At 72.5% G+C, this 17,839-nt stretch carries 18 protein-coding genes; 11 read left to right on the top strand and 7 right to left on the bottom strand.

The window, feature by feature from the left end:
• Positions 1–102 precede the first annotated feature (102 nt).
• Positions 103–573 (bottom strand): GNAT family N-acetyltransferase, encoded by a 471-nt coding sequence (locus ACFYOJ_RS06200; protein ID WP_356551971.1) that lies wholly within the window; start codon positions 571–573, stop codon positions 103–105.
• A complete protein-coding gene (locus tag ACFYOJ_RS06195; protein WP_356551969.1) occupies positions 570–983 on the bottom strand; it encodes a RidA family protein in 414 nt (137 codons plus the stop codon). The genes ACFYOJ_RS06200 and ACFYOJ_RS06195 overlap by 4 nt, the downstream gene beginning before the upstream one ends.
• A gap of 144 nt (positions 984–1,127) precedes the next feature.
• Here ACFYOJ_RS06195 and ACFYOJ_RS06190 point away from each other — a divergent pair, with 144 nt between their 5' ends.
• The 4 genes from ACFYOJ_RS06190 (at position 1,128) to ACFYOJ_RS06175 (ending at position 5,282) form a co-directional block, all read left to right on the top strand.
• A complete protein-coding gene (locus tag ACFYOJ_RS06190; RefSeq protein WP_356551967.1) occupies positions 1,128–1,916 on the top strand; it encodes a nucleotidyltransferase domain-containing protein in 789 nt (262 codons plus the stop codon).
• Positions 1,917–2,213: 297 nt separating this feature from the next.
• Positions 2,214–4,124: an FUSC family protein gene (locus ACFYOJ_RS06185; RefSeq protein ID WP_356552219.1), complete on the top strand. Its 1,911-nt coding sequence runs from the start codon at positions 2,214–2,216 to the stop codon at positions 4,122–4,124.
• 127 nt (positions 4,125–4,251) lie between these two features.
• Entirely contained in the window at positions 4,252–4,941 is a 690-nt protein-coding gene (locus ACFYOJ_RS06180; RefSeq protein WP_356551966.1) for a DUF899 domain-containing protein, read from the top strand.
• A 107-nt stretch (positions 4,942–5,048) separates the two neighbouring features.
• Positions 5,049–5,282: a hypothetical protein gene (locus ACFYOJ_RS06175; protein ID WP_356551964.1), complete on the top strand. Its 234-nt coding sequence runs from the start codon at positions 5,049–5,051 to the stop codon at positions 5,280–5,282.
• Between the two features lie 108 nt (positions 5,283–5,390).
• Here ACFYOJ_RS06175 and ACFYOJ_RS06170 read toward each other — a convergent pair whose 3' ends face one another.
• Together ACFYOJ_RS06170 and ACFYOJ_RS06165 are read right to left on the bottom strand one after the other, a co-directional pair.
• Positions 5,391–5,831 (bottom strand): hypothetical protein, encoded by a 441-nt coding sequence (locus ACFYOJ_RS06170; protein ID WP_356551963.1) that lies wholly within the window; start codon positions 5,829–5,831, stop codon positions 5,391–5,393.
• Positions 5,822–6,472, bottom strand: coding sequence for an ATP-binding protein (locus tag ACFYOJ_RS06165; RefSeq protein WP_356551960.1), 651 nt, complete (start codon positions 6,470–6,472; stop codon positions 5,822–5,824). Before ACFYOJ_RS06165 ends, ACFYOJ_RS06170 begins: the two co-directional genes overlap by 10 nt.
• Positions 6,473–6,684: 212 nt before the next feature.
• Between ACFYOJ_RS06165 and ACFYOJ_RS06160 the strand changes: the two genes are divergently transcribed.
• From ACFYOJ_RS06160 to ACFYOJ_RS06150, 3 genes are all read left to right on the top strand, one after another.
• Positions 6,685–7,545: a helix-turn-helix transcriptional regulator gene (locus ACFYOJ_RS06160; protein WP_356551959.1), complete on the top strand. Its 861-nt coding sequence runs from the start codon at positions 6,685–6,687 to the stop codon at positions 7,543–7,545.
• 1 nt (position 7,546) lies between these two features.
• Complete coding sequence (locus tag ACFYOJ_RS06155) at positions 7,547–7,822, top strand: DUF397 domain-containing protein (protein ID WP_356551957.1); 276 nt, start codon at positions 7,547–7,549, stop codon at positions 7,820–7,822.
• 157 nt (positions 7,823–7,979) lie between these two features.
• Positions 7,980–8,612 (top strand): uridine kinase, encoded by a 633-nt coding sequence (locus ACFYOJ_RS06150; protein ID WP_356551956.1) that lies wholly within the window; start codon positions 7,980–7,982, stop codon positions 8,610–8,612.
• A 72-nt stretch (positions 8,613–8,684) separates the two neighbouring features.
• On the opposite strand, the gene ACFYOJ_RS06145 is transcribed toward ACFYOJ_RS06150, so the two are convergent.
• The 3 genes from ACFYOJ_RS06145 to ACFYOJ_RS06135 form a co-directional block, all read right to left on the bottom strand.
• Positions 8,685–9,812 carry a magnesium and cobalt transport protein CorA gene (locus tag ACFYOJ_RS06145; RefSeq protein ID WP_356551955.1) on the bottom strand — a complete coding sequence of 376 codons (1,128 nt, stop codon included), beginning with the start codon at positions 9,810–9,812 and terminating at the stop codon, positions 8,685–8,687.
• Between the two features lie 268 nt (positions 9,813–10,080).
• Positions 10,081–10,635: a methylated-DNA--[protein]-cysteine S-methyltransferase gene (locus ACFYOJ_RS06140; RefSeq protein WP_356551953.1), complete on the bottom strand. Its 555-nt coding sequence runs from the start codon at positions 10,633–10,635 to the stop codon at positions 10,081–10,083.
• Between the two features lie 73 nt (positions 10,636–10,708).
• Entirely contained in the window at positions 10,709–11,599 is an 891-nt protein-coding gene (locus ACFYOJ_RS06135) for a glycerophosphodiester phosphodiesterase family protein (RefSeq protein WP_356551951.1), read from the bottom strand.
• 279 nt (positions 11,600–11,878) lie between these two features.
• Between ACFYOJ_RS06135 and ACFYOJ_RS06130 the strand changes: the two genes are divergently transcribed.
• The 4 genes from ACFYOJ_RS06130 (at position 11,879) to ACFYOJ_RS06115 (ending at position 17,800) form a co-directional block, all read left to right on the top strand.
• A complete protein-coding gene (locus ACFYOJ_RS06130) occupies positions 11,879–12,757 on the top strand; it encodes an MHYT domain-containing protein (RefSeq protein ID WP_356551949.1) in 879 nt (292 codons plus the stop codon).
• 40 nt (positions 12,758–12,797) lie between these two features.
• Positions 12,798–14,936 carry an excinuclease ABC subunit UvrB gene (gene uvrB / locus ACFYOJ_RS06125; RefSeq protein ID WP_356551947.1) on the top strand — a complete coding sequence of 713 codons (2,139 nt, stop codon included), beginning with the start codon at positions 12,798–12,800 and terminating at the stop codon, positions 14,934–14,936.
• A gap of 140 nt (positions 14,937–15,076) precedes the next feature.
• Entirely contained in the window at positions 15,077–15,655 is a 579-nt protein-coding gene (locus ACFYOJ_RS06120; RefSeq protein WP_356551945.1) for a TerD family protein, read from the top strand.
• A gap of 93 nt (positions 15,656–15,748) precedes the next feature.
• A complete protein-coding gene (locus ACFYOJ_RS06115) occupies positions 15,749–17,800 on the top strand; it encodes a TerD family protein (protein ID WP_356551943.1) in 2,052 nt (683 codons plus the stop codon).
• Positions 17,801–17,839 lie beyond the last annotated feature (39 nt).

The following is a 17,839-nucleotide window of genomic DNA, read 5'->3' as shown; positions in this document are numbered from 1 at the left end:
CACGTGTACCGGGAGACCTCCGGAAACCCGCACGGCAAACCGGCACCGGTGCTCCACAGAGACCCCGGGCCCACGGACGGGCCCGGGCCTCGACCGGTCCTCCTACGGCTGCCACACGTACCGCACGTCGGGTTCCCGCTCCTCGTTCCGGGCGCCGTCCGTCCACTCGACGGCTCTGAAGCCGTGCCGTTCGTAGAAGCGGTGCGCGGGCGTGTTCACCTGGAACGTCCACAGCCACAGCCCGCCCGGACAGCGCTCCTTGGCCAGCGCGACGAACCGGTCCCCGATCCCTCGCCCACGCCACTCGGGGGCGAGATACAGCTGCGCGAGCTCGTCGTCCTCCAGCACCATCACCCCGACGACCCCGCCGTCCGCGGCCTGGGCCACCCAGGTCTCGCACCGGGGCACCAGCACGTGCCGGAAGTAGTCGCGCACCTCGTCGTCGGCGCGGGGCCGGACCACGGCCGGCAGGGCGGCGGTGAAGGAGCGCAGCCAGACGTCGGCCGCGGCCCGGGCATCGGCATCCGTCGCCCGCCGCAACCGGACCGGCGCCGACGTGTCCGCGCCGGTCACGGCCGTGCCGGTTCCGGTACGACGGCCGTCGCCGTGATCTCCACCAGCTGGCCCGTGTAGCCGAGACAGCTGACCCCGATCAGCGTCGAGGAGTGCGGTCCGGCACTGAGACCGGACGCCTCGACCACCTCCCAGACGGCGGCCAGGACGGCGCTCTCGTCGCTCACGACATGCACGTCGGTGGAGACGACGTGCTCCAGACCGCTGCCGACGGCACGCAACTGCTCGGTGAGGTTGGCGATCACCCGCTCCGCCTGGCGGACCGGATCGCCTTCACCCACCAGCTTCCCCTCCTCGTCGAGCGGGACGGACCCGGCCAGGAAGGCGAGCTTCGTCCCGGCCTCGACGACGGAGGCGTGCGAGTAGGCGGGCGGCGGGAACAGACCGGGCACGGTGACGCGCTGGATCACGTGAACTCCTGGTACGGCAGGCGGACAACCTCCTGATCGTCCGCTTCCGCGCCCGCCGCCGCACCCGATTTTCCCTCGCACCTCCCGCCCCGGCCGCCTAGGCTTCCGGGCGACCGCCCGCCCCACCGTCAGGAGCCCGCAGCAGTGCCCTCCCTCACGGACCAGGCCTTCCTCGACACGACCGTCGCCCGGCTCGCCGCGCTGCCCGCCGTCCGGGCGGTCACCCTCGGCGGCTCCCGGGCCCGGGGCACTCACCGGCCCGACAGCGACTGGGATCTGGCGGTCTACTACCGGGGCACCTTCGACCCGGACGGTCTCCGCGCCCTCGGCTGGCCGGGGGAGGTCTTCGGGATCGGCGCCTGGGGCGGCGGCGTCTTCAACGGCGGCGCCTGGCTGACGATCGACGGACGCCGCGTCGACCTGCACTACCGCGACCTCGACGTGGTCGAGCACGAGACGGCCCAGGCACAGGCGGGCCGCTTCGGCATCGAGCCGCTGATGTTCCACCTGGCCGGCATCCCCACCTATCTGGTGGTCGCGGAACTGGCGATCAACAAGGTGCTGCACGGGGACCTGCCCCGCCCCGCCTATCCCGAGGCCCTGCGTGCCACCGCCCCCGACCGCTGGCACGACGCGGCCACGGCCACCCTCGCCTACGCCGAGGCCGGCCACGCCCCCAGGGGCGCCCTCACCCAGGTCGCCGGCGCGATCGCCCTCGCCGCGACCCAGACGGCCCACGCGGTGCTGGCGGCACGGGGGGAGTGGGTCACCAACGAGAAGGGACTCGTCGAGCGTGCGGGACTCGACGGCATCGACGCGCTGATGACGGAACTGACACCGGACCCACAGATCCTGGGACAGACGGTGGCCCGGGCCGGGACGCTGCTGAGCCGGGCCGTGCAAGCGGCCCGGAGCGGTGCGAAGAGCGACTGAGGAGGGACCCGCGCCGACGGGCGAGCGGCCTCCTTATCGAGACCCGGCCGCCCGCCCCCGGGCCAGGAGGGCGGCCACGGGCGGACACCCCCCGAGCACCCAGAACAACCGCCGGGGTGCCGTGTCGCTGACGTCACCCCGACAAAGCTGACGTCACCTCCCCGAAACACGCCTGTTGCCGCCACCACAAGAACCACCCGTACCCTGGACGGCACCCACCCCGGCCCGGCCACCGTCGCCCGAAGGCTCATCCCCGCCCTCGACCAGACGACAGGAGCCCCGCACCCCGTGCTCCGTATCTCCCGCCCCACCGCCCCCGCGCTTCCTCCCTGGCTCGCCCACGCCCTGCGCGCCCAGCGCGGGCCCGTGCCCTGGAGCGCGGTCACCCGGGGCGCGCTCGCCGGCGGACCTCTGCTGCTCGCCGCCCTGCTCGCGGGGCGTGCCTCCCTCGGCGTCGTCGCCGCCATCGCCGCCATGCTGGCCGGCATCAACGACCGGCCGGGCGGCCGCCGTACGTCCGTCCGCCGCATCGGCGTACCGGCGCTCGCCGGGGCGGCCGGGCTGCTGGCCGGCACCTCGGCGGGGCAGCACCTCGGACCCGTCCCGCTGACCCTCGTGCTGACCGCGCTCGGGCTGGTCGCCGGAGGCATCAGCGCCGCCGGGGCCGTCGCGTCCGGGGCCGGGACCCAGCTGCTGGTCACCACCGCCGTGGGGGCCGGGATGCCGCTGCCCGACCCGGCCTGGCAGAGCGTCCTCGCCTTCCTCACCGGCGCCGGATGGCTGCTCACGCTGCGACTGGTCCTCCCCACACCCGGTTCCCTCACCGGCGACACCCGCCTCGCCTTCCGCTTCGACGGGGAGCGGGCGGCCGTCGCCGACGTGTACGACGCCGTCGCCGCGCTGCTGGAAGCGGCCGGCGGCGAGCACGCCGTCGCCCGCCGGGCCGCGCTCACCGCCGCCCTCGACCACGCGCAGGACGCGCTGGCCGGCCCCCGGCTGCGACGCCACGCCTCCTCCTCGGCCGAACGGCGGCTGCACGCCCGGTACGCCGCCGCGCTGCCCCTCGGCGAGGCCGCGACCGCGCTCGCCTGGGCGGAGCACCCCGTGCCCGCCCGGGCGGCCGAAGGCCCCCGGCGACTGGCCGCGGCCGTCCGCGGCGACACCCCCGCCGGGCCGCTGCCCGCCCCCTCCCGCACCGACCCCGCCCTGCGCGCCCTCGACGACGCCCTGCTGCACGCCGCCGAGGCCTTCGACCGGGGCGGCGGCCGGGACCTGCACACCCGCAGGCGGCCCCTGGCCTCCGTGGCACGCGTCGCCCTGGGGGCCGGAGGCCGGGAGTACGGGATGCGGGCCGGCCTCTGCTTCGGGGCGAGCGCCGCCGTCGCCCAGGCCCTGCACCACAGCCAGTGGTACGGATCCCACCAGCACTGGTACTGGATGCCGGCCACCGCCGTCTTCCTGGTCAAGCCCGACCTCGGACCGCTCGCCTCCCGGGTGCTGTGCCGGGCCGCCGGCACCGTCCTCGGGGCGCTCGTCTTCGCCGCATTCGCCGCCGTACTGCCGCGGCCGGAAGGTCTCGTCGCGCTCGTCGCCGTCAGCGGTGCCCTGGTGCCCGTGGCCGCCCGGCACTTCGCCGCCCAGACCGCCGTCGTCACCGTGCTCGTCCTCGCCCTGGTCATGGCCGGCGGCGAGCCCCAGGCCTCGCTCAGCCGCATCGCGGAGACACTGCTCGCCTGCGCGATCGTGCTCGTCGTCGGACACCTGCCGATGCCGGGCCGCCAGCGCGGCGGCACGGTCCGCGCCCGGCTGGAGACCGCGGGCGGCGCCGCGCACGCCTATCTCACCCACGTACTGAACGGATCCGGCGACCGCGCCGACCGGTGGACGCTGCGCCGGGAGGCCTACCGCGCGCTCGCCGAGGCCCGCACCGCCGCCGCCCTCTCCGCCGCCGAGTTCCCCACGCTCGCCCGGCACTCCGCGGGCGCCGGCGAGGTCGCCGCCGTCCTGGAGCGGATCGTCGACACGACCACCGCGTGCGCCGTGCATCTCGACGACGCCGGCCGTCTCACACCCCGGCACACCGGGCGGCTCGCCGAGCTGCGGGACGAGCTGGCCGAGCGGTGCGAACGCGCGGGGCTGCGCCTGCCCGCGCTGCCCATCGCCGCCCGGCGGACCGTTCCTCCGGACGTGACGGCCCTTCGGCGGTGACCCCGCAGGGCGCACGGACCGCCGTCCTGGCCATCGCCCGGAAAAAATCTTGCCGAGCCGCGATGAATTCCGCTCCCCCCTCGGGTCAGCACTCCTACGGACCGTTGCACAGGAGGAGCTGAAGCCCATGTCGCTTCCCGAGATCGTCACGCGCGCGCAGTGGCGCGCGGCGCGCGAGGCCTTGCTGGCCAAGGAGAAAGCGGCCACCCGCGCCCGGGACGCGCTCAACGCCGAGCGGCGCGGACTGCCCATGGTCGAGGTCGACAAGGAGTACGTCTTCGAGGGCGGCGACGGGAAGGCCACTCTGCTCGACCTCTTCGAGGGACGCGACCAGCTCGTCGTCTACCACTTCATGTTCGCCCCCGAATGGGACGCCGGCTGCCGCAGCTGCTCCGCGTTCCTCGACCAGATCGGGCACCTCGCGCACCTGCACGCACGCGGCACGTCCTTCGCGGCGGTGTCCCGGGCGCCGTACCCGAAGATCCTGCCGTTCAAGGCGCGGATGGGCTGGACGCTGCCCTGGTACTCGTCGTACGTCAGCGACTTCAACACCGACTTCGAGGTGACTCTGGAGCACGAGGGGGAGCTCGGCGAGCGGCCGGGCCTCAGCTGCTTCCTGCGCGACCACGACCGGGTCTTCCACACCTACTCGACGTACGAGCGCGGACTCGACGGGCTCGGCTCGACCACCAGTCTCCTCGACCTGACCGCGCTCGGCCGGCGGGAGGAGTGGGAGCGGCCGGCGGGACGCGCGTCGGCTCTCGGGGCGCCCGCGGGCAGTGCGGCGATCCGTTACCACGACGAGTACGAGGACTGACACGGAGCGTGGCGAGAAGGACCGAACGGCTGCGACACCGCTCACACTTTGCGGTGAACGGGTGTCGACTTGGTCTCGGTACCGTCGCTTCCCGAGCCGTTCACCCCATGGTTGGCGTTCGACTCTACGAGTACAGCGCTACATGGAGGTGCAGGGTGGACGGGCGAACGGTGCTCGAACGCTTTCCCGCCGGCGGGCCGCGCGGATCCTGGCCGGCGGAGGAGTTCGCGCACGCACGGCGTCTGGAGGGCATGCCCGCCGAGGTCGTCATGGACCTGGCCACGGACACGTTCCTCGTCGTCGTCCGCGGCGGCGGGCGCGTCCGGGACACGGCCGCGTGACCGGCGCCCGGCCGGAAGAGCGGCGGGACCGGCCTGCCTCCTGAGCGGTACAGGCGTGTCCGTGAGCGAGCGGGGCCGGGCGCAGGACCCGCCCGCCGAGGGGAGCGGCTACGCGCTCACCGGCCGCGACCACGTCGGCGTCGTGTTCGTCAGCCGGCACAGAGCCAGGTAGAGCGGGATGGGCGGCGTGTACGGGACGGTGCCGTCGGGCCGGTGTATCAGGCCGGGAACACCCGGGGCGTCGGGCAGGACCGCACCGGTGGCGTATTGCGCGGGGGCCGGCCACTCGAGGGCGTAGTCGGAGTCGGACGGGACGATCCACCACCAGTGCGCCGCGTCGGCGTAGACGCACCCCACGCGTGGCAGCCGGGGCATCACCTGCGGGCCGAGACGGGCGGGCACCGCCACCGCGTCGCAGCCCAGCGGGGCCGTCATGCCGTCCGGAACGGGCAGCCGCCGGGGGGCACCGGGAGCACGCAGGGCCCGTTGGAGGCGGACCAGGGTGTCCAGGCCGAGCGGGCGGTTGCCGGGCGGAACCTTCACAGCCATGCGGTCCCCGTCCCGCGGCGTATCTCGCGGCGGCCGCCGGTCCCACCGTCGTCGCCGGCACCTCCGGTGGATCCCGGCTTCGGGCGGGCACCCCAGCCCAGGTCGTTCCCGGGCTCGGACCGGCCGTGCTCGGCCGGGACTTCCGTGGCGGCCGTGCGCGGCAGCTCGGCCCAGACCAGCAGCCCGGGCCCTTGCTCATGAGCGCCCCAGGCCTCGCACAGGGCGTCCACGAGGAGCAGGCCCCTGCCGTGCTCGTCGTCGGGCTGCTGCCCGTGGGACGCGTGGGGCTGACCGGGCGCGCATCCCTCGTCGCGCACGGCTATGCGCACCAGGTCCTCGTCGTCGTGCAGCTCGCACACGATGTGGGTGCTCGCGGTGTGCACGATCGCGTTGGTCACCAGTTCGGAGACGACCAGCGCGGCGGTGTCGCAGGTGTCCTCGCACACCGACCAGCCGTTCAGCCGGGCCCGTGTCAGGCGCCTGGCCTGCGCCGGAGAGCTCGGATGTGCGGCCAGCTCGAAACGGAACCGGCGCTGGGCGGCATCGGCCCCCGCGGGGCGGGTCGCCACGGCGGCGCCGAGGCCCGGGAGGCCGGCGACAGCGTCTGTTCCTAAGGGCGCGGACGGAATCACGCTTGCCACTATCGCCCCGGCCCGAACACTTGGCAAGTATCACTCTGAAAAATGCAGAGTGCTGCATGACGTTCCGGACGGCCATGGCACACTGCTCGCAACAGCACGTCGAGCGGCGCCACTTCAGATCACCGAAGGTCTGGCCGGACTTCGGGAAGATCTTCGAATGGCGCCGCCGGGCTGTCCGCACGTTGTCACAGGACTCTTCGTGGAGGTGGGCCGTGAGCGAGCCGAGGTCCGCGCCGACCGTCGGCCAGGTCGTACTCGGCCGGCGCCTGCTGGACCTGCGGGAACGGGCCGGCCTCAAGCGTGAGGAAGCCGCCCGTGTCCTGCGCGTGGCCCCCGCCACCGTGCGCCGTATGGAGATGGCCGAGGTCGCCCTCAAGATCCCGTACCTCCAGCTCCTGCTGAAGGCCTACGGCGTCGACGACGAGGAGACCGACGCCTTCGTCCGGCTGGCCGAGGACGCCAACCGCCCCGGATGGTGGCAGCGCTTCCACGACATCCTGCCCGGCTGGTTCTCCATGTACGTCAGCCTGGAGGGGGCCGCCTCCCTCATCCGCTCCTACGAGCCCCATTTCGTACCCGGCCTCCTGCAGACCGAGGACTATGCGCGCGGGGTGCTCCGCTCCGGCGCCATCGGGCAGACCCGGCCCGACGACATCGAGCGCCACGTCGCCCTGCGCATGCAGCGTCAGGAACTGCTCACCCGTGAGGACGCGCCCCGGCTGTGGGTCGTCATGGAGGAGACCGCGCTGCGCCGGCCGGTCGGCGGCCCCGAGGTGATGCGTGCCCAGATCGACAGACTGCTCGACGCCATGGAGCTGCCCAACGTGACACTGCAGGTGGCCCCGTTCTCGAGCGGGCCGCACCCCGGCACGTACGGGCCCTTCGTGCTGTTCCGATTCGCCATGCCGGAGCTGCCGGACATGGTCTACAGCGAGTACCTGACCGGCGCCGTCTATCTGGACGCGCGCACCGAGGTGGCGACCCACCTCGAGGTCATGGACCGCATGGCGGCGCAGGCCGCCACGGCACATCGCACGAAGGAGATCCTCCAGGATCTCCGCAAGGAGCTGTGAAATGAACCGCATCACGTCCCAGCCATCGCCACGCGGCCGCGCCGAGCACATCTACAACGGCATGCCCGCCCGCGAACTGGGCAGCGAGGGCTGGCACAAACCGTGGAGCGGCGGCAACGGCGGCAACTGCCTGGAGGCGATGAAGCTCGCCGACGGCCGGATCGCCGTACGCCAGTCCACCGATCCCGACGGACCGGCGCTGATCTACACCTCCGCCGAGATGACGGCCTTCATCGAGGGAGCGAAGGCGGGAGAGGCGGACTTCCTCCTGTCCTGAGACCTGCCCCATTGCTGAATCCTGCGCTGAATCTTGTTCTTGAACCGTTCCGGCACCGAGCCGGTCACCTGCCGCTGCGTCGACTTCCCGTTCCGGGCGCGTGCCGTGTACGGGCAGCCCGTGCCGGGAACGACACGAACAGGCGCATCATGGGCGCGTGCGACTGGAAGCGATCACCTGGGACCGGCTCGGCGACCGGCTCGCCGAGCGTCTGCTCGACCTGGAACCGGCCGACGGCAGCCGCTGGCCACGCGCGGCCTTCGACGGCGCTCCCGCCGCCCGCCCCGGCGACCTCGCCGAGCGGGTCGGTGAGGCGCTGCGCCTGCGCGGTCGCCCCTCCCTCGTCGTCGGGCTGGAAGGCTTCCTGCGCCCCGCCTCGCTCCGCCTGGAGTACGGACGTCAGGACGTCGAGTCGTACTACAACGGCTGGCACGACACCGGCGCCCTGTGGCGAGAGGTCCTCGACCCCCTGGGCCCCGACGGCAACGGCCGGGTGCTGCCCGATCTGTGGGACCCGGCGACCGACCGGGCCACCCGCAGCCCCTACACGGACCTTCCGCCGGGCGGCGTGCTGCTGCTGCACGGCCCCTTCCTGCTGCGCCACTGGTTCCCCCTGGACCTGAGCGTCCACCTCGTCCTCTCCCCGGGCGCCCTGCGCCGGCGCACACCCGAGGACGAGCGGTGGACGCTCCCCGCCTACGACCGCTACGAGGAGGAGGCCGATCCCGTCGGCGTCGCCGACGTCCTGGTCCGCGCCGACGACCCGCGGCATCCGGCGTGGAGCGGCTGACCGCGTGGCGCCCACGGCCGGGGCGCGGGCCCCGCACGGGTGGTGTGCGCGGGCGGTGCGCACGGGACGGTGTCAGAGCCAGCCGTTGCGCCGGAACCCCCGGTACAGCGTCAGACAGACGGCGAATACGAGGCCCAGGAACAGCCCGTAGCCGTACCGCCAGCGCAGCTCCGGCATGTGCTCGAAGTTCATGCCGTACATCCCGCAGATCATGGTGGGGACGGCGACGATCGCGGCCCAGGCCGTGATCTTCCGCATGTCCTCGTTCTGCGCGACGGTCACCTGGGCGAGATGCGCCTGCAGGATGGAGTTGAGCAGTTCGTCGAACGCGGCGATCTGCTCCGTGGCACGCAGCAGATGGTCGGTCACGTCGCGGAAGTATGCCTGTATCTCCGGGGCCACCGCCCGGGACGGCCTGGTGGCCAGCTCCTCCAGCGGACGGCCGAGGGGCACCACGGCCCGCTTCAGCTCGAGGAGTTCACGCTTGAGCTGGTAGATCCGCCCCGGGTCGACCCGTGCCCCGTTCTCCGCGAACACGTCCGTCTCGATCCGGTCGATGTCCTCCTGCACCGCCTCGATGACGGTGAGGAAGTCGTCGACCACCTGGTCCGCGATCGCGTGCAGCACAGCCGACGGCCCCTTGGCGAGCTGCCGGGGTTCGGCCTCCAGCCCTTCGCGCAGCGGACCGAGCGAGCCGTGCCGTCCGTGCCGCACGGTGATCACGAAATCCTCGCCCGTGAACACCATGATCTCCCCGGTGTCCACCACCTCGCTGGTGGCCGTGAGCCGTTCGTGCCCGACGTAGCAGACCGTCTTGAACACGGCGAAGAGCGTGTCGTCGTACCGCTCCACCTTCGGACGCTGATGAGCCTCGATCGCGTCCTCGACCGCCAGCGGATGCAGATGGAACAGCTCCGCGATGCCGGCGAACTCCCGGTCGGTCGGCTCGTGCAGACCCACCCAGAGGAAACCGTCTCCGTGCTCGCGCATCCGCCGCACGGCGTCGGCCGGGTCGCCGCTCACGGGAGTGCGGTAACCGCCTTGGTAGGCCACGCAGTTCACCACCGAGGACCCCAGTGGCGAGCGGGCCGGATGGCTCAGGTCGACGCGCGGGCGCCGCCGGGCGAGCCGCGCGACTCTGCGGAGGCCACCGACCCTGCCCGGAGTCGTCACCTTCCGCAGATTCCCCGCCATCGACATGCCGGCCTCCTCGCGTGGATCTCCTCGCGCCGCGCTTCCCGCGTCGTGGCGCGCCAGTCTGCCAGCTTCGCGCGGGCGGCGTACGGGCCTGTGGAAACGGGATGTTCCGCTTTGTTCCCCGCTGTGGACAGAGCCTTCCCGCCCGCGTGCGAGCCTCACCCGCGTGGTCCGGGAAGCCCGTCGTGCCGGAGGGCCGTCCACTTCCGGCACGAGCCGACATACAGTGCACGGCGTCCGCGGCAGCGCACACGCAGAGGGCACAGGACCGTCAGAACAGCGGCTCGGGCAGCACGCCCTCCAGCGCGAGCAGCCGCCGTTTGGTGTCCACGCCGCCGCCGAACCCGCCGATGCCGCCGTCGCTCTCCACGACCCGGTGGCACGGCACGACGACCGGCAGCGGATTGGCCCCCATCGCCAGGCCCACCGCCTGCGCGGCCCCGGGTCGGCCCACCCGCCGGGCCAGGTCGCCGTAGCCGACGACCGAGCCGTAGGGCACGCCGGACGCCAGCTCCCGCAGTGTCCGGCGGTTGAAGCCCGAGACCAGCGACCAGTCCAGCGGCAGCTCGAAGTCGTGCAGCCGGCCCGTGAAGTACGCGTCGATCTGACGTATCGCCTCGGCCAGCACCGGGGAACCGGGCGCCTCGAAGGGCCGGGTGCCCAGCCGGGACCCGAGCCGCCCGAGCGCGCTGTCGCGCACGGCGTCCGTGGCGTGGAACACGACATTGACCAGGCCCTCGCCGGTCGCGGCCAGCAGCAGCGGACCGACACCGGTGCGGACGACGGCCCACACGGCCTGCTCCTCGTACTGCCCATGGCTGTCCATGCCGCCCACCGTACGGCCCGCCACTGACAACGCCCGGCGCAGCGCACACGTCCCCGCCCCGGTCGCCGCGACGTCACCGGCCGGCCGGGGCCCCCGTCCGGCGCACGGCGTCCCGTACCACGTCGGGTTTGTTGGTGATGATGCCGTCCACGTCGTACCCCGCGACCCGCCGGGCCGTGGCCGCGTCGTCGACCGTCCAGGTGAAGACCTCCAGAGGCCTGCCGTGCGGTCCGGTGTGCTTGCGGACGGAGGAGACGTAGCCCGCCGAGAGGGTGCTGTGGGAGGGGTTGATCTGGTCGGTGAACTTCGCGTACTCGGGCAGGGCCGACACGGCCGGAGTGCCGAGGAACCCGGTCTTGACGGCCGGCTTGAGGTCGTGCACCCGCCGGATGCTGTCCGCGTCGAAGCTCTGCACGACCAGCCGGCCGGACACGTGCCGCCGGTCGAGCCAGCCCTCATTGGCGAGAACCTTCAGGGTCTGCCGCTCGATCCCCGGATACCGGGCCGGGTTCTTGAGCTCCAGCAGCAGCTTCTGGTGATGGCGCTCCACCCGCTGCACGTACTGCTCGAGCGTCGGCACACGCGCGCCCGCGTACCGGGGACCGAACCAGCTCCCCGCGTCCAGGCGCGCGATCTCGGCGGCCGTGAAGTCCTTCACCTTCCAGGGCGCACGGCCGGGGAAGACCTCCTCGACATCGGTGGTGCGCTGCAGGCTCTCGTCGTGGAGGACCACCAGCTCACCGTCCTTGGTGCGCTGGACATCGTTCTCCACCCAGCGGATGCCCAGCTCGGCGGCCTTGTCGACGGCTGCCAGCGTGTTCTCCGGCGCGTAGGCGGAGGCACCCCGGTGGGCGACGACCGTCGGTGAGCCGCCCTTGTCCAGGACGTCCGCGTGCGAACCGGGAGCCAGGAGGACGACTCCGGCCAGCGCGGTGGTCAGGACGGCAACTGCGCGCGCGTGCATACATGCTCCTCGTGTCGAGCGTTCACGGACAGCACTACTGTGACAGCAGAGAGTCAACGAGAGCAGGGTGCAGAATGGCCACAGGCTGAACGGAGTTGCTCAACTCCGCTCACCGGGGCCGCACAACTGGGGCAAGACCGTGATTCTTTGCCGCAGAATCGTTCGACCATTCCGGTGGGAGTCATACTCTCTGCCTCGGCCCTGGTCGTATGCACGGTTCCGGGAAGGGCACATTTCAGAACGCTCCGGGACGTAAAGAGGGCGGAAGGGCAGCCGCACATGCAGAACACGGTCGACGGATTCACCTACGGACTCGTCACACCGGTGGTGGCCTACCTCATGGCCTGTCTGGGCGGAGCCCTCGGCCTGCGGTGCACCATCAGAGCCCTGCTGGTCACACGGTCGTGGCGGCCCGGATGGCTCGCGCTCGGCTCGGCGGCGATCGGCTCCGGGATCTGGACCATGCACTTCGTCGCGATGATGGGCTTCACGATCGCGCACACGCCGATCCGCTACGACTGGCTGATGACGTTCGCGAGCCTGGCCATCGCGATCGTCATGGTGGGCGTGGGCGTCTTCATCGTCGGCTACCGCGGCGCACGGGGAACGGCCCTGTTCACCGGCGGCACCATCACCGGACTGGGCATCGCCTCGATGCACTACCTGGGCATGGCCGGCATGCGGCTGGACGGACGGCTGGAGTACGACACCTTCACCGTGGCCGTGTCCGTCGCCATCGCCATGGCAGCCGCCACCGCGGCCCTGTGGGCGGCCGGACAGGTCAGGGGTTTCCTCTGGAGCGTGGGCGCGAGCCTGGTGATGGGCCTCGCGGTCACCGGCATGCACTACACCGGCATGGCCGCCCTCGACGTCCACCTGCACGGCACGTCCGAGCCCTCCACCGGCGGCTCACCGGCCGAGCTCCTCGCCCCCATGCTGATCGGCCCGCTCGCCTTCCTCCTGCTCGCCGGCGTCGTGGTGCTGTTCGACCCGCTGATGGTCGCGGGCCGGCCGGCCGGGTTCCCCGCCGAGCGCAAACCGGGCGTCCCGGCCCACACCGAACTCCGGCGGAAGGCCCGCCGTCCGGTCCGCCACCCCGTGCACCACACACGCCGCCACCTCGCCCGCCGGCACCCCCGGTCCCCGCAGAACCGCTGATCCGGACCGGTTGTCAGTGCGGGGTCGTACGGTGGATCCCATGCGGCCCGTTTCTCAGATCGAACGCACGGTGGCGCCCTTCGAGGTCGTCAGTCCCTACCAGCCGAGCGGTGACCAGCCGGCGGCCATCGCCGAGCTCGCCCGGCGCATTGAAGCAGGCGAGAAGGACGTCGTGCTGCTCGGCGCCACCGGTACCGGCAAGTCCGCCACCACCGCGTGGATGATCGAGAAGCTCCAGCGCCCCACCCTGGTGATGGCACCGAACAAGACACTGGCCGCCCAGCTGGCGAACGAGTTCCGCGAACTGCTGCCGAACAACGCCGTCGAGTACTTCGTCTCGTACTACGACTACTACCAGCCCGAGGCGTACGTCCCGCAGTCGGACACCTACATCGAGAAGGACTCCTCAATCAACGAGGAGGTGGAGCGCCTGCGCCACTCCGCGACCAACTCGCTGCTCACCCGGCGCGACGTGGTCGTCGTCGCCTCCGTCTCCTGCATCTACGGCCTGGGCACCCCGCAGGAGTACGTCGACCGCATGGTCCCCCTCCGGGTCGGCGAGGAGCACGACCGGGACGAGCTCCTGCGCCGCTTCGTGGACATCCAGTACACGCGCAACGACATGGCCTTCACGCGCGGCACCTTCCGGGTGCGCGGCGACACCATCGAGATCTTCCCCGTCTACGAGGAGCTCGCCGTCCGCATCGAGATGTTCGGCGACGAGATCGAGGCCCTGTCCACGCTCCACCCGGTCACCGGCGAGATCATCAGCGACGACCAGCAGTTGTACGTCTTCCCGGCCTCCCACTACGTCGCGGGCCCCGAGCGCATGGAGCGCGCGGTCAACGGCATCGAGAAGGAGCTGGCCGAGCGCCTGGCCGAGCTGGAGAAGCAGGGCAAACTCCTGGAGGCCCAGCGTCTGCGGATGCGCACGACGTACGACCTGGAGATGCTCCGCCAGATCGGCACCTGCTCCGGCGTCGAGAACTACTCGATGCACTTCGACGGCCGTCTGCCCGGCTCCCCGCCGAACACCCTCCTGGACTACTTCCCCGAGGACTTCCTGCTGGTCATCGACGAGTCGCATGTCACCGTGCCGCAGATCGGCGCCATGTACGAGGGCGACGCCTCCCGCAAGCGCACCCTGGTCGACCACGGCTTCCGGCTGCCCTCGGCACTCGACAACCGGCCGCTGAAGTGGGAGGAGTTCCAGGAACGCATCGACCAGACCGTCTACCTCTCGGCGACCCCCGGCGCCTACGAGCTGTCGCGTTCCGACGGCGCCGTCGAGCAGATCATCCGGCCCACCGGCCTCGTCGACCCGGAGGTCGTCGTCAAGCCCACCGAGGGCCAGATCGACGACCTGGTGCACGAGATCCGCAAGCGCACCGAGAAGGACGAGCGCGTCCTCGTCACCACGCTCACCAAGAAGATGGCCGAGGACCTCACCGACTACTTCCTGGAGCTCGGCATCCAGGTCCGCTACCTGCACAGCGACGTCGACACGCTGCGCCGCGTGGAACTGCTGCGCGAGCTGCGCGCCGGCGAGTACGACGTGCTGGTCGGCATCAACCTGCTGCGCGAGGGCCTCGACCTGCCCGAGGTCTCCCTGGTGGCGATCCTCGACGCAGACAAGGAGGGCTTCCTGCGCTCCGGCACCTCCCTGATCCAGACCATCGGCCGCGCCGCACGCAACGTCTCCGGCCAGGTCCACATGTACGCCGACAAGATCACCCCGGCGATGGAGAAGGCCATCGACGAGACCAACCGCCGCCGCGAGAAGCAGATCGCGTACAACACGGCGAACGGCATCGATCCGCAGCCCCTCCGCAAGAAGATCAACGACATCGTGGCGCAGATCGCCCGCGAGGACGTCGACACGGAACAGCTCCTCGGCTCCGGCTACCGCCAGTCGAAGGACGGCAAGGGCGCCAAGGCTCCCGTGCCCGCACTCGGCGGCAGGACGGCGGCCGATGCCAAGGCGGCCAAGGGCAGGAAGGCGGAGACGGTGCCCACCGACCGCCCCGCGGCCGAGCTCGCCGAACAGATCGAGGAACTCACCACCCGCATGCGGGCGGCCGCCGCGGACCTGCAGTTCGAGATCGCCGCCCGGCTGCGCGACGAGGTCTCCGAGATGAAGAAGGAACTGCGCCAGATGAAGGAGGCCGGACTGGCCTGACGGCGCCCCGGCACGCGCTGTGTTGCAAGACCGACACAAAGCGCGCACCGGGGGAAGGCACCGCCGGTGCCGCTGCGTAGGGTTCGGTCAACCGCGGGCGCCGCGGCAACAGGGGACAGTTCGTAGAGGGGAATCAGCGCGTGACCGTCAACATGACCAAGGGTCAGGCCATCAGCCTGCAGAAGAGCGACGGCGGCAGCCTGACGTCGGTGCGCATGGGCCTCGGCTGGCAGGCGGCTCCCCGTCGCGGCCTGTTCGGCTCACGCACCCGGGAGATCGACCTCGACGCCTCCGCCGTCCTGTTCGCGGACAAGCAGCCGGTCGACGTCGTCTTCTTCCGTCACCTGGTGAGCGACGACGGCTCGGTGCGTCACACCGGTGACAACCTGGTCGGCGGTGTCGGCCAGGGCGGCGACGACGAGGCGATCCTCGTCGACCTGCAGCGCGTCCCGGTCCACATCGATCAGATCGTCTTCACCGTGAACTCCTTCACGGGCCAGACGTTCCAGGAGGTGCAGAACGCTTTCTGTCGTCTGGTGGACGAGACCAACGGCCAAGAGCTCGCCCGCTACACGCTGGCCGGCGGTGGCGCCTTCACGGCACAGATCATGGCGAAGGTGCACAGGGTGGGACAGGGCTGGTCGATGACGGCCCTCGGCACCCCGGCCAAGGGCCGCACCTTCCAGGACCTGATGCCGGCGATCCTTCCGGCCCTGTAGGACAGGCAGCGGCCGTGGCCCGTTCCACCGGGACACGGGCCACGGGTGCGCCGCACGTCACGACGCGCACATGAGCGACACGGGGGAGGGACGATGACGGTCGAGCTGGTGCGGGGACAGAACCACCCGCTTCCCGAGACCCGTCTGGAGATCCGGGTCCGGGCCGGCACGCCGCTCGTGGCGGCGGCCACGCTCGGCGACGAGAACGGAAAGGTCCACGGCGTCGGACGGGTGGCCCACCCGGGCACGCCCGCCCTGCCCGGACTGGAGGTCTCCCGCCAGGCGGCCGCCGAGCACCGCCTCGCCGTGGACCTGGAGGCCCTGCCGGACGCCGTGCACCAGGTCGGTGTGCTGCTCGCCCTGCCCGGTGACGGGGAACGGGGCCCCGCCCGCTTCGGCGCCGTCGCCGCCCCCTTCGTCGCCGTCACCGGTCCCGGCGGCGTCGAGATCGCCAGCTACACCCTCACCGGACTGGAGGACGAGACCGCCGTCGTCGCCCTGGAGCTCTACCGCCGGCAGGACGCCTGGAAGGTGCGCGCCGTCGGCCAGGGCTACGCGGGCGGCCTCGCCGAGCTTTTCGCCGACCAGGGCCTGACCGAGGCCCACCGGCTCGCCGACGCCGTCCGGGAGGCGGTGGCAGGCGGCCGTGCCCGCTCGGTCCGGACACCGGCGCGTACGGCGGACGGCGACCGCCCCCGGCAGGCCCCCGCTCCGGCGCTCGGCCCGGAGCGCTCCGGAGCCGCTTCCCGCGGCACCGCCGATCCCACGCCGGCGTCCTCCCCGTACGACTCCCACGGCGTCGCCGGCACACCGGCACCCGGTGTTCCGGCACCCGGTGTTCCGGGACAGCCCGGGACGCCGCCGCCCTACCAGGACGGGCCGGCGGCGGAGGAGGGCACCGCCGTGCCGCCCGCCCCCGGGGGACCGATCGACTACAGCCACCCGCGCAGGCGGCACACCGCTCCGCCCACGCCCGCACCGGCCGCTTCCCCGGCCCCGCCGGGGCGGCCCGCACGGCCCGTCGCCGGCGACGCCACCGGCTGGACCATGGACGAACGGCTCTACAACCAGGTGTGGGGCATGTTCGAGGACCTGGCCCGCGCCGTCGCCGCCTACCGCAGCGCCGTCGACTTCGCCGACTCGCGCAGGGAGAAGGAACTCGACCGGGCACTGTCCGACCCGCGCAACCGGCTCGGCGGCCAGGGCGACGCCGCGCGCGAGGCCGCCCGTGCCCGTCACGACCAGCTCGTGTCCCGGGCAGGGGAGGCCCTCGACCGGGACCTCGCCCAGCTCACCGCGGAGGCCGAGGTCGTCGAGCCCGCCCTGCCGGCGGCCTGCGCGCGCTGGGACAGCCCCGTCTGGCACGCCTACCGGGCGCCGGAGGAGACCCCGATGGCCGTGCGCCTGGGCGACCTCCACCTGCCCGAGGCCGGCCGGATACGCATCCCGATGCTCGTCCGGCTGCCGCTGGAGCGGGGCCTGTGGGTCGACAGCGGGCGTTCCGGAACGCTCGACGGTTCGTTCACCGACTCCCACGAGATGCGGCGCCTGGGCCTGGAGACGGCGGTCGCGCTCGCGGCCCGGCTGCTCGCCGTCCACCCGCCGGGCGGGTTCACCGTGCACGTCATCGACCCGGCCGGTGCGGGGTCCCGGCCCCTGGCCCCCCTGGTACGGGCCGGAGTGCTGGCCGCGCCGCCCGCGCTGGGCGCCGCGGGGACCGCGGACGTGCTGACCCGGCTCACCCAGCATGTCGACCTGGTGCAGATGGCGTTGCGCGGAGGGGCCGCCGACGCGCTGCCGCCCGGCCTCGACGCGTCCCGGCAGCTCCTGATCGTCAACGACTTCCCGCACGGCTTCGACGACCGGGCCGTGACCCAGCTGCGCTACCTCGCGGACGAGGGCCCCGCCGCGGGTGTGCACCTGATGCTGGTCGCCGACCGCGAGGAGTCCGCGGAGTACGGCCCCCTGCTCGACCCGCTGTGGCGTTCACTGCTGCGCCTGACCCCGGTGGCCGACGACCACCTGTCCGACCCCTGGGTCGGGCACGCCTGGACGTACGAGCCCGCGCTCGTCCCGCCCGGCAGTCAGGTGCTCGGGCGAGTGCTCACCGCCGTGGCCGCAGCGCGCCGCCCAGGGGGACGGTAGGCCGAGGACCGTCCCGAGCGGCCTGCATCAAGCACTGGT

Origin of the sequence: Streptomyces sp. NPDC006384, from assembly GCF_042870695.1 — a bacterium.
Lineage (GTDB): Bacteria > Actinomycetota > Actinomycetes > Streptomycetales > Streptomycetaceae > Streptomyces.
The sequence above is the reverse complement of the archived record's forward strand: the minus strand, read 5'-3'. Positions and strand labels throughout refer to the sequence as shown.

Coding starts and splice junctions, on each gene's coding strand:
- ACFYOJ_RS06145 (WP_356551955.1), bottom strand. CDS start 9,812: ATGTCGATGGCGGGGAATCTGCGGAAGGTGACGACTCCGGGCAGGGTC.
- ACFYOJ_RS06115 (WP_356551943.1), top strand. CDS start 15,749: ATGACGGTCGAGCTGGTGCGGGGACAGAACCACCCGCTTCCCGAGACC.
- ACFYOJ_RS06135 (WP_356551951.1), bottom strand. CDS start 11,599: ATGCACGCGCGCGCAGTTGCCGTCCTGACCACCGCGCTGGCCGGAGTC.
- ACFYOJ_RS06130 (WP_356551949.1), top strand. CDS start 11,879: ATGCAGAACACGGTCGACGGATTCACCTACGGACTCGTCACACCGGTG.
- ACFYOJ_RS06175 (WP_356551964.1), top strand. CDS start 5,049: ATGGTTGGCGTTCGACTCTACGAGTACAGCGCTACATGGAGGTGCAGG.
- ACFYOJ_RS06170 (WP_356551963.1), bottom strand. CDS start 5,831: ATGGCTGTGAAGGTTCCGCCCGGCAACCGCCCGCTCGGCCTGGACACC.
- uvrB (WP_356551947.1), top strand. CDS start 12,798: ATGCGGCCCGTTTCTCAGATCGAACGCACGGTGGCGCCCTTCGAGGTC.
- ACFYOJ_RS06180 (WP_356551966.1), top strand. CDS start 4,252: ATGTCGCTTCCCGAGATCGTCACGCGCGCGCAGTGGCGCGCGGCGCGC.
- ACFYOJ_RS06155 (WP_356551957.1), top strand. CDS start 7,547: ATGAACCGCATCACGTCCCAGCCATCGCCACGCGGCCGCGCCGAGCAC.
- ACFYOJ_RS06140 (WP_356551953.1), bottom strand. CDS start 10,635: ATGGACAGCCATGGGCAGTACGAGGAGCAGGCCGTGTGGGCCGTCGTC.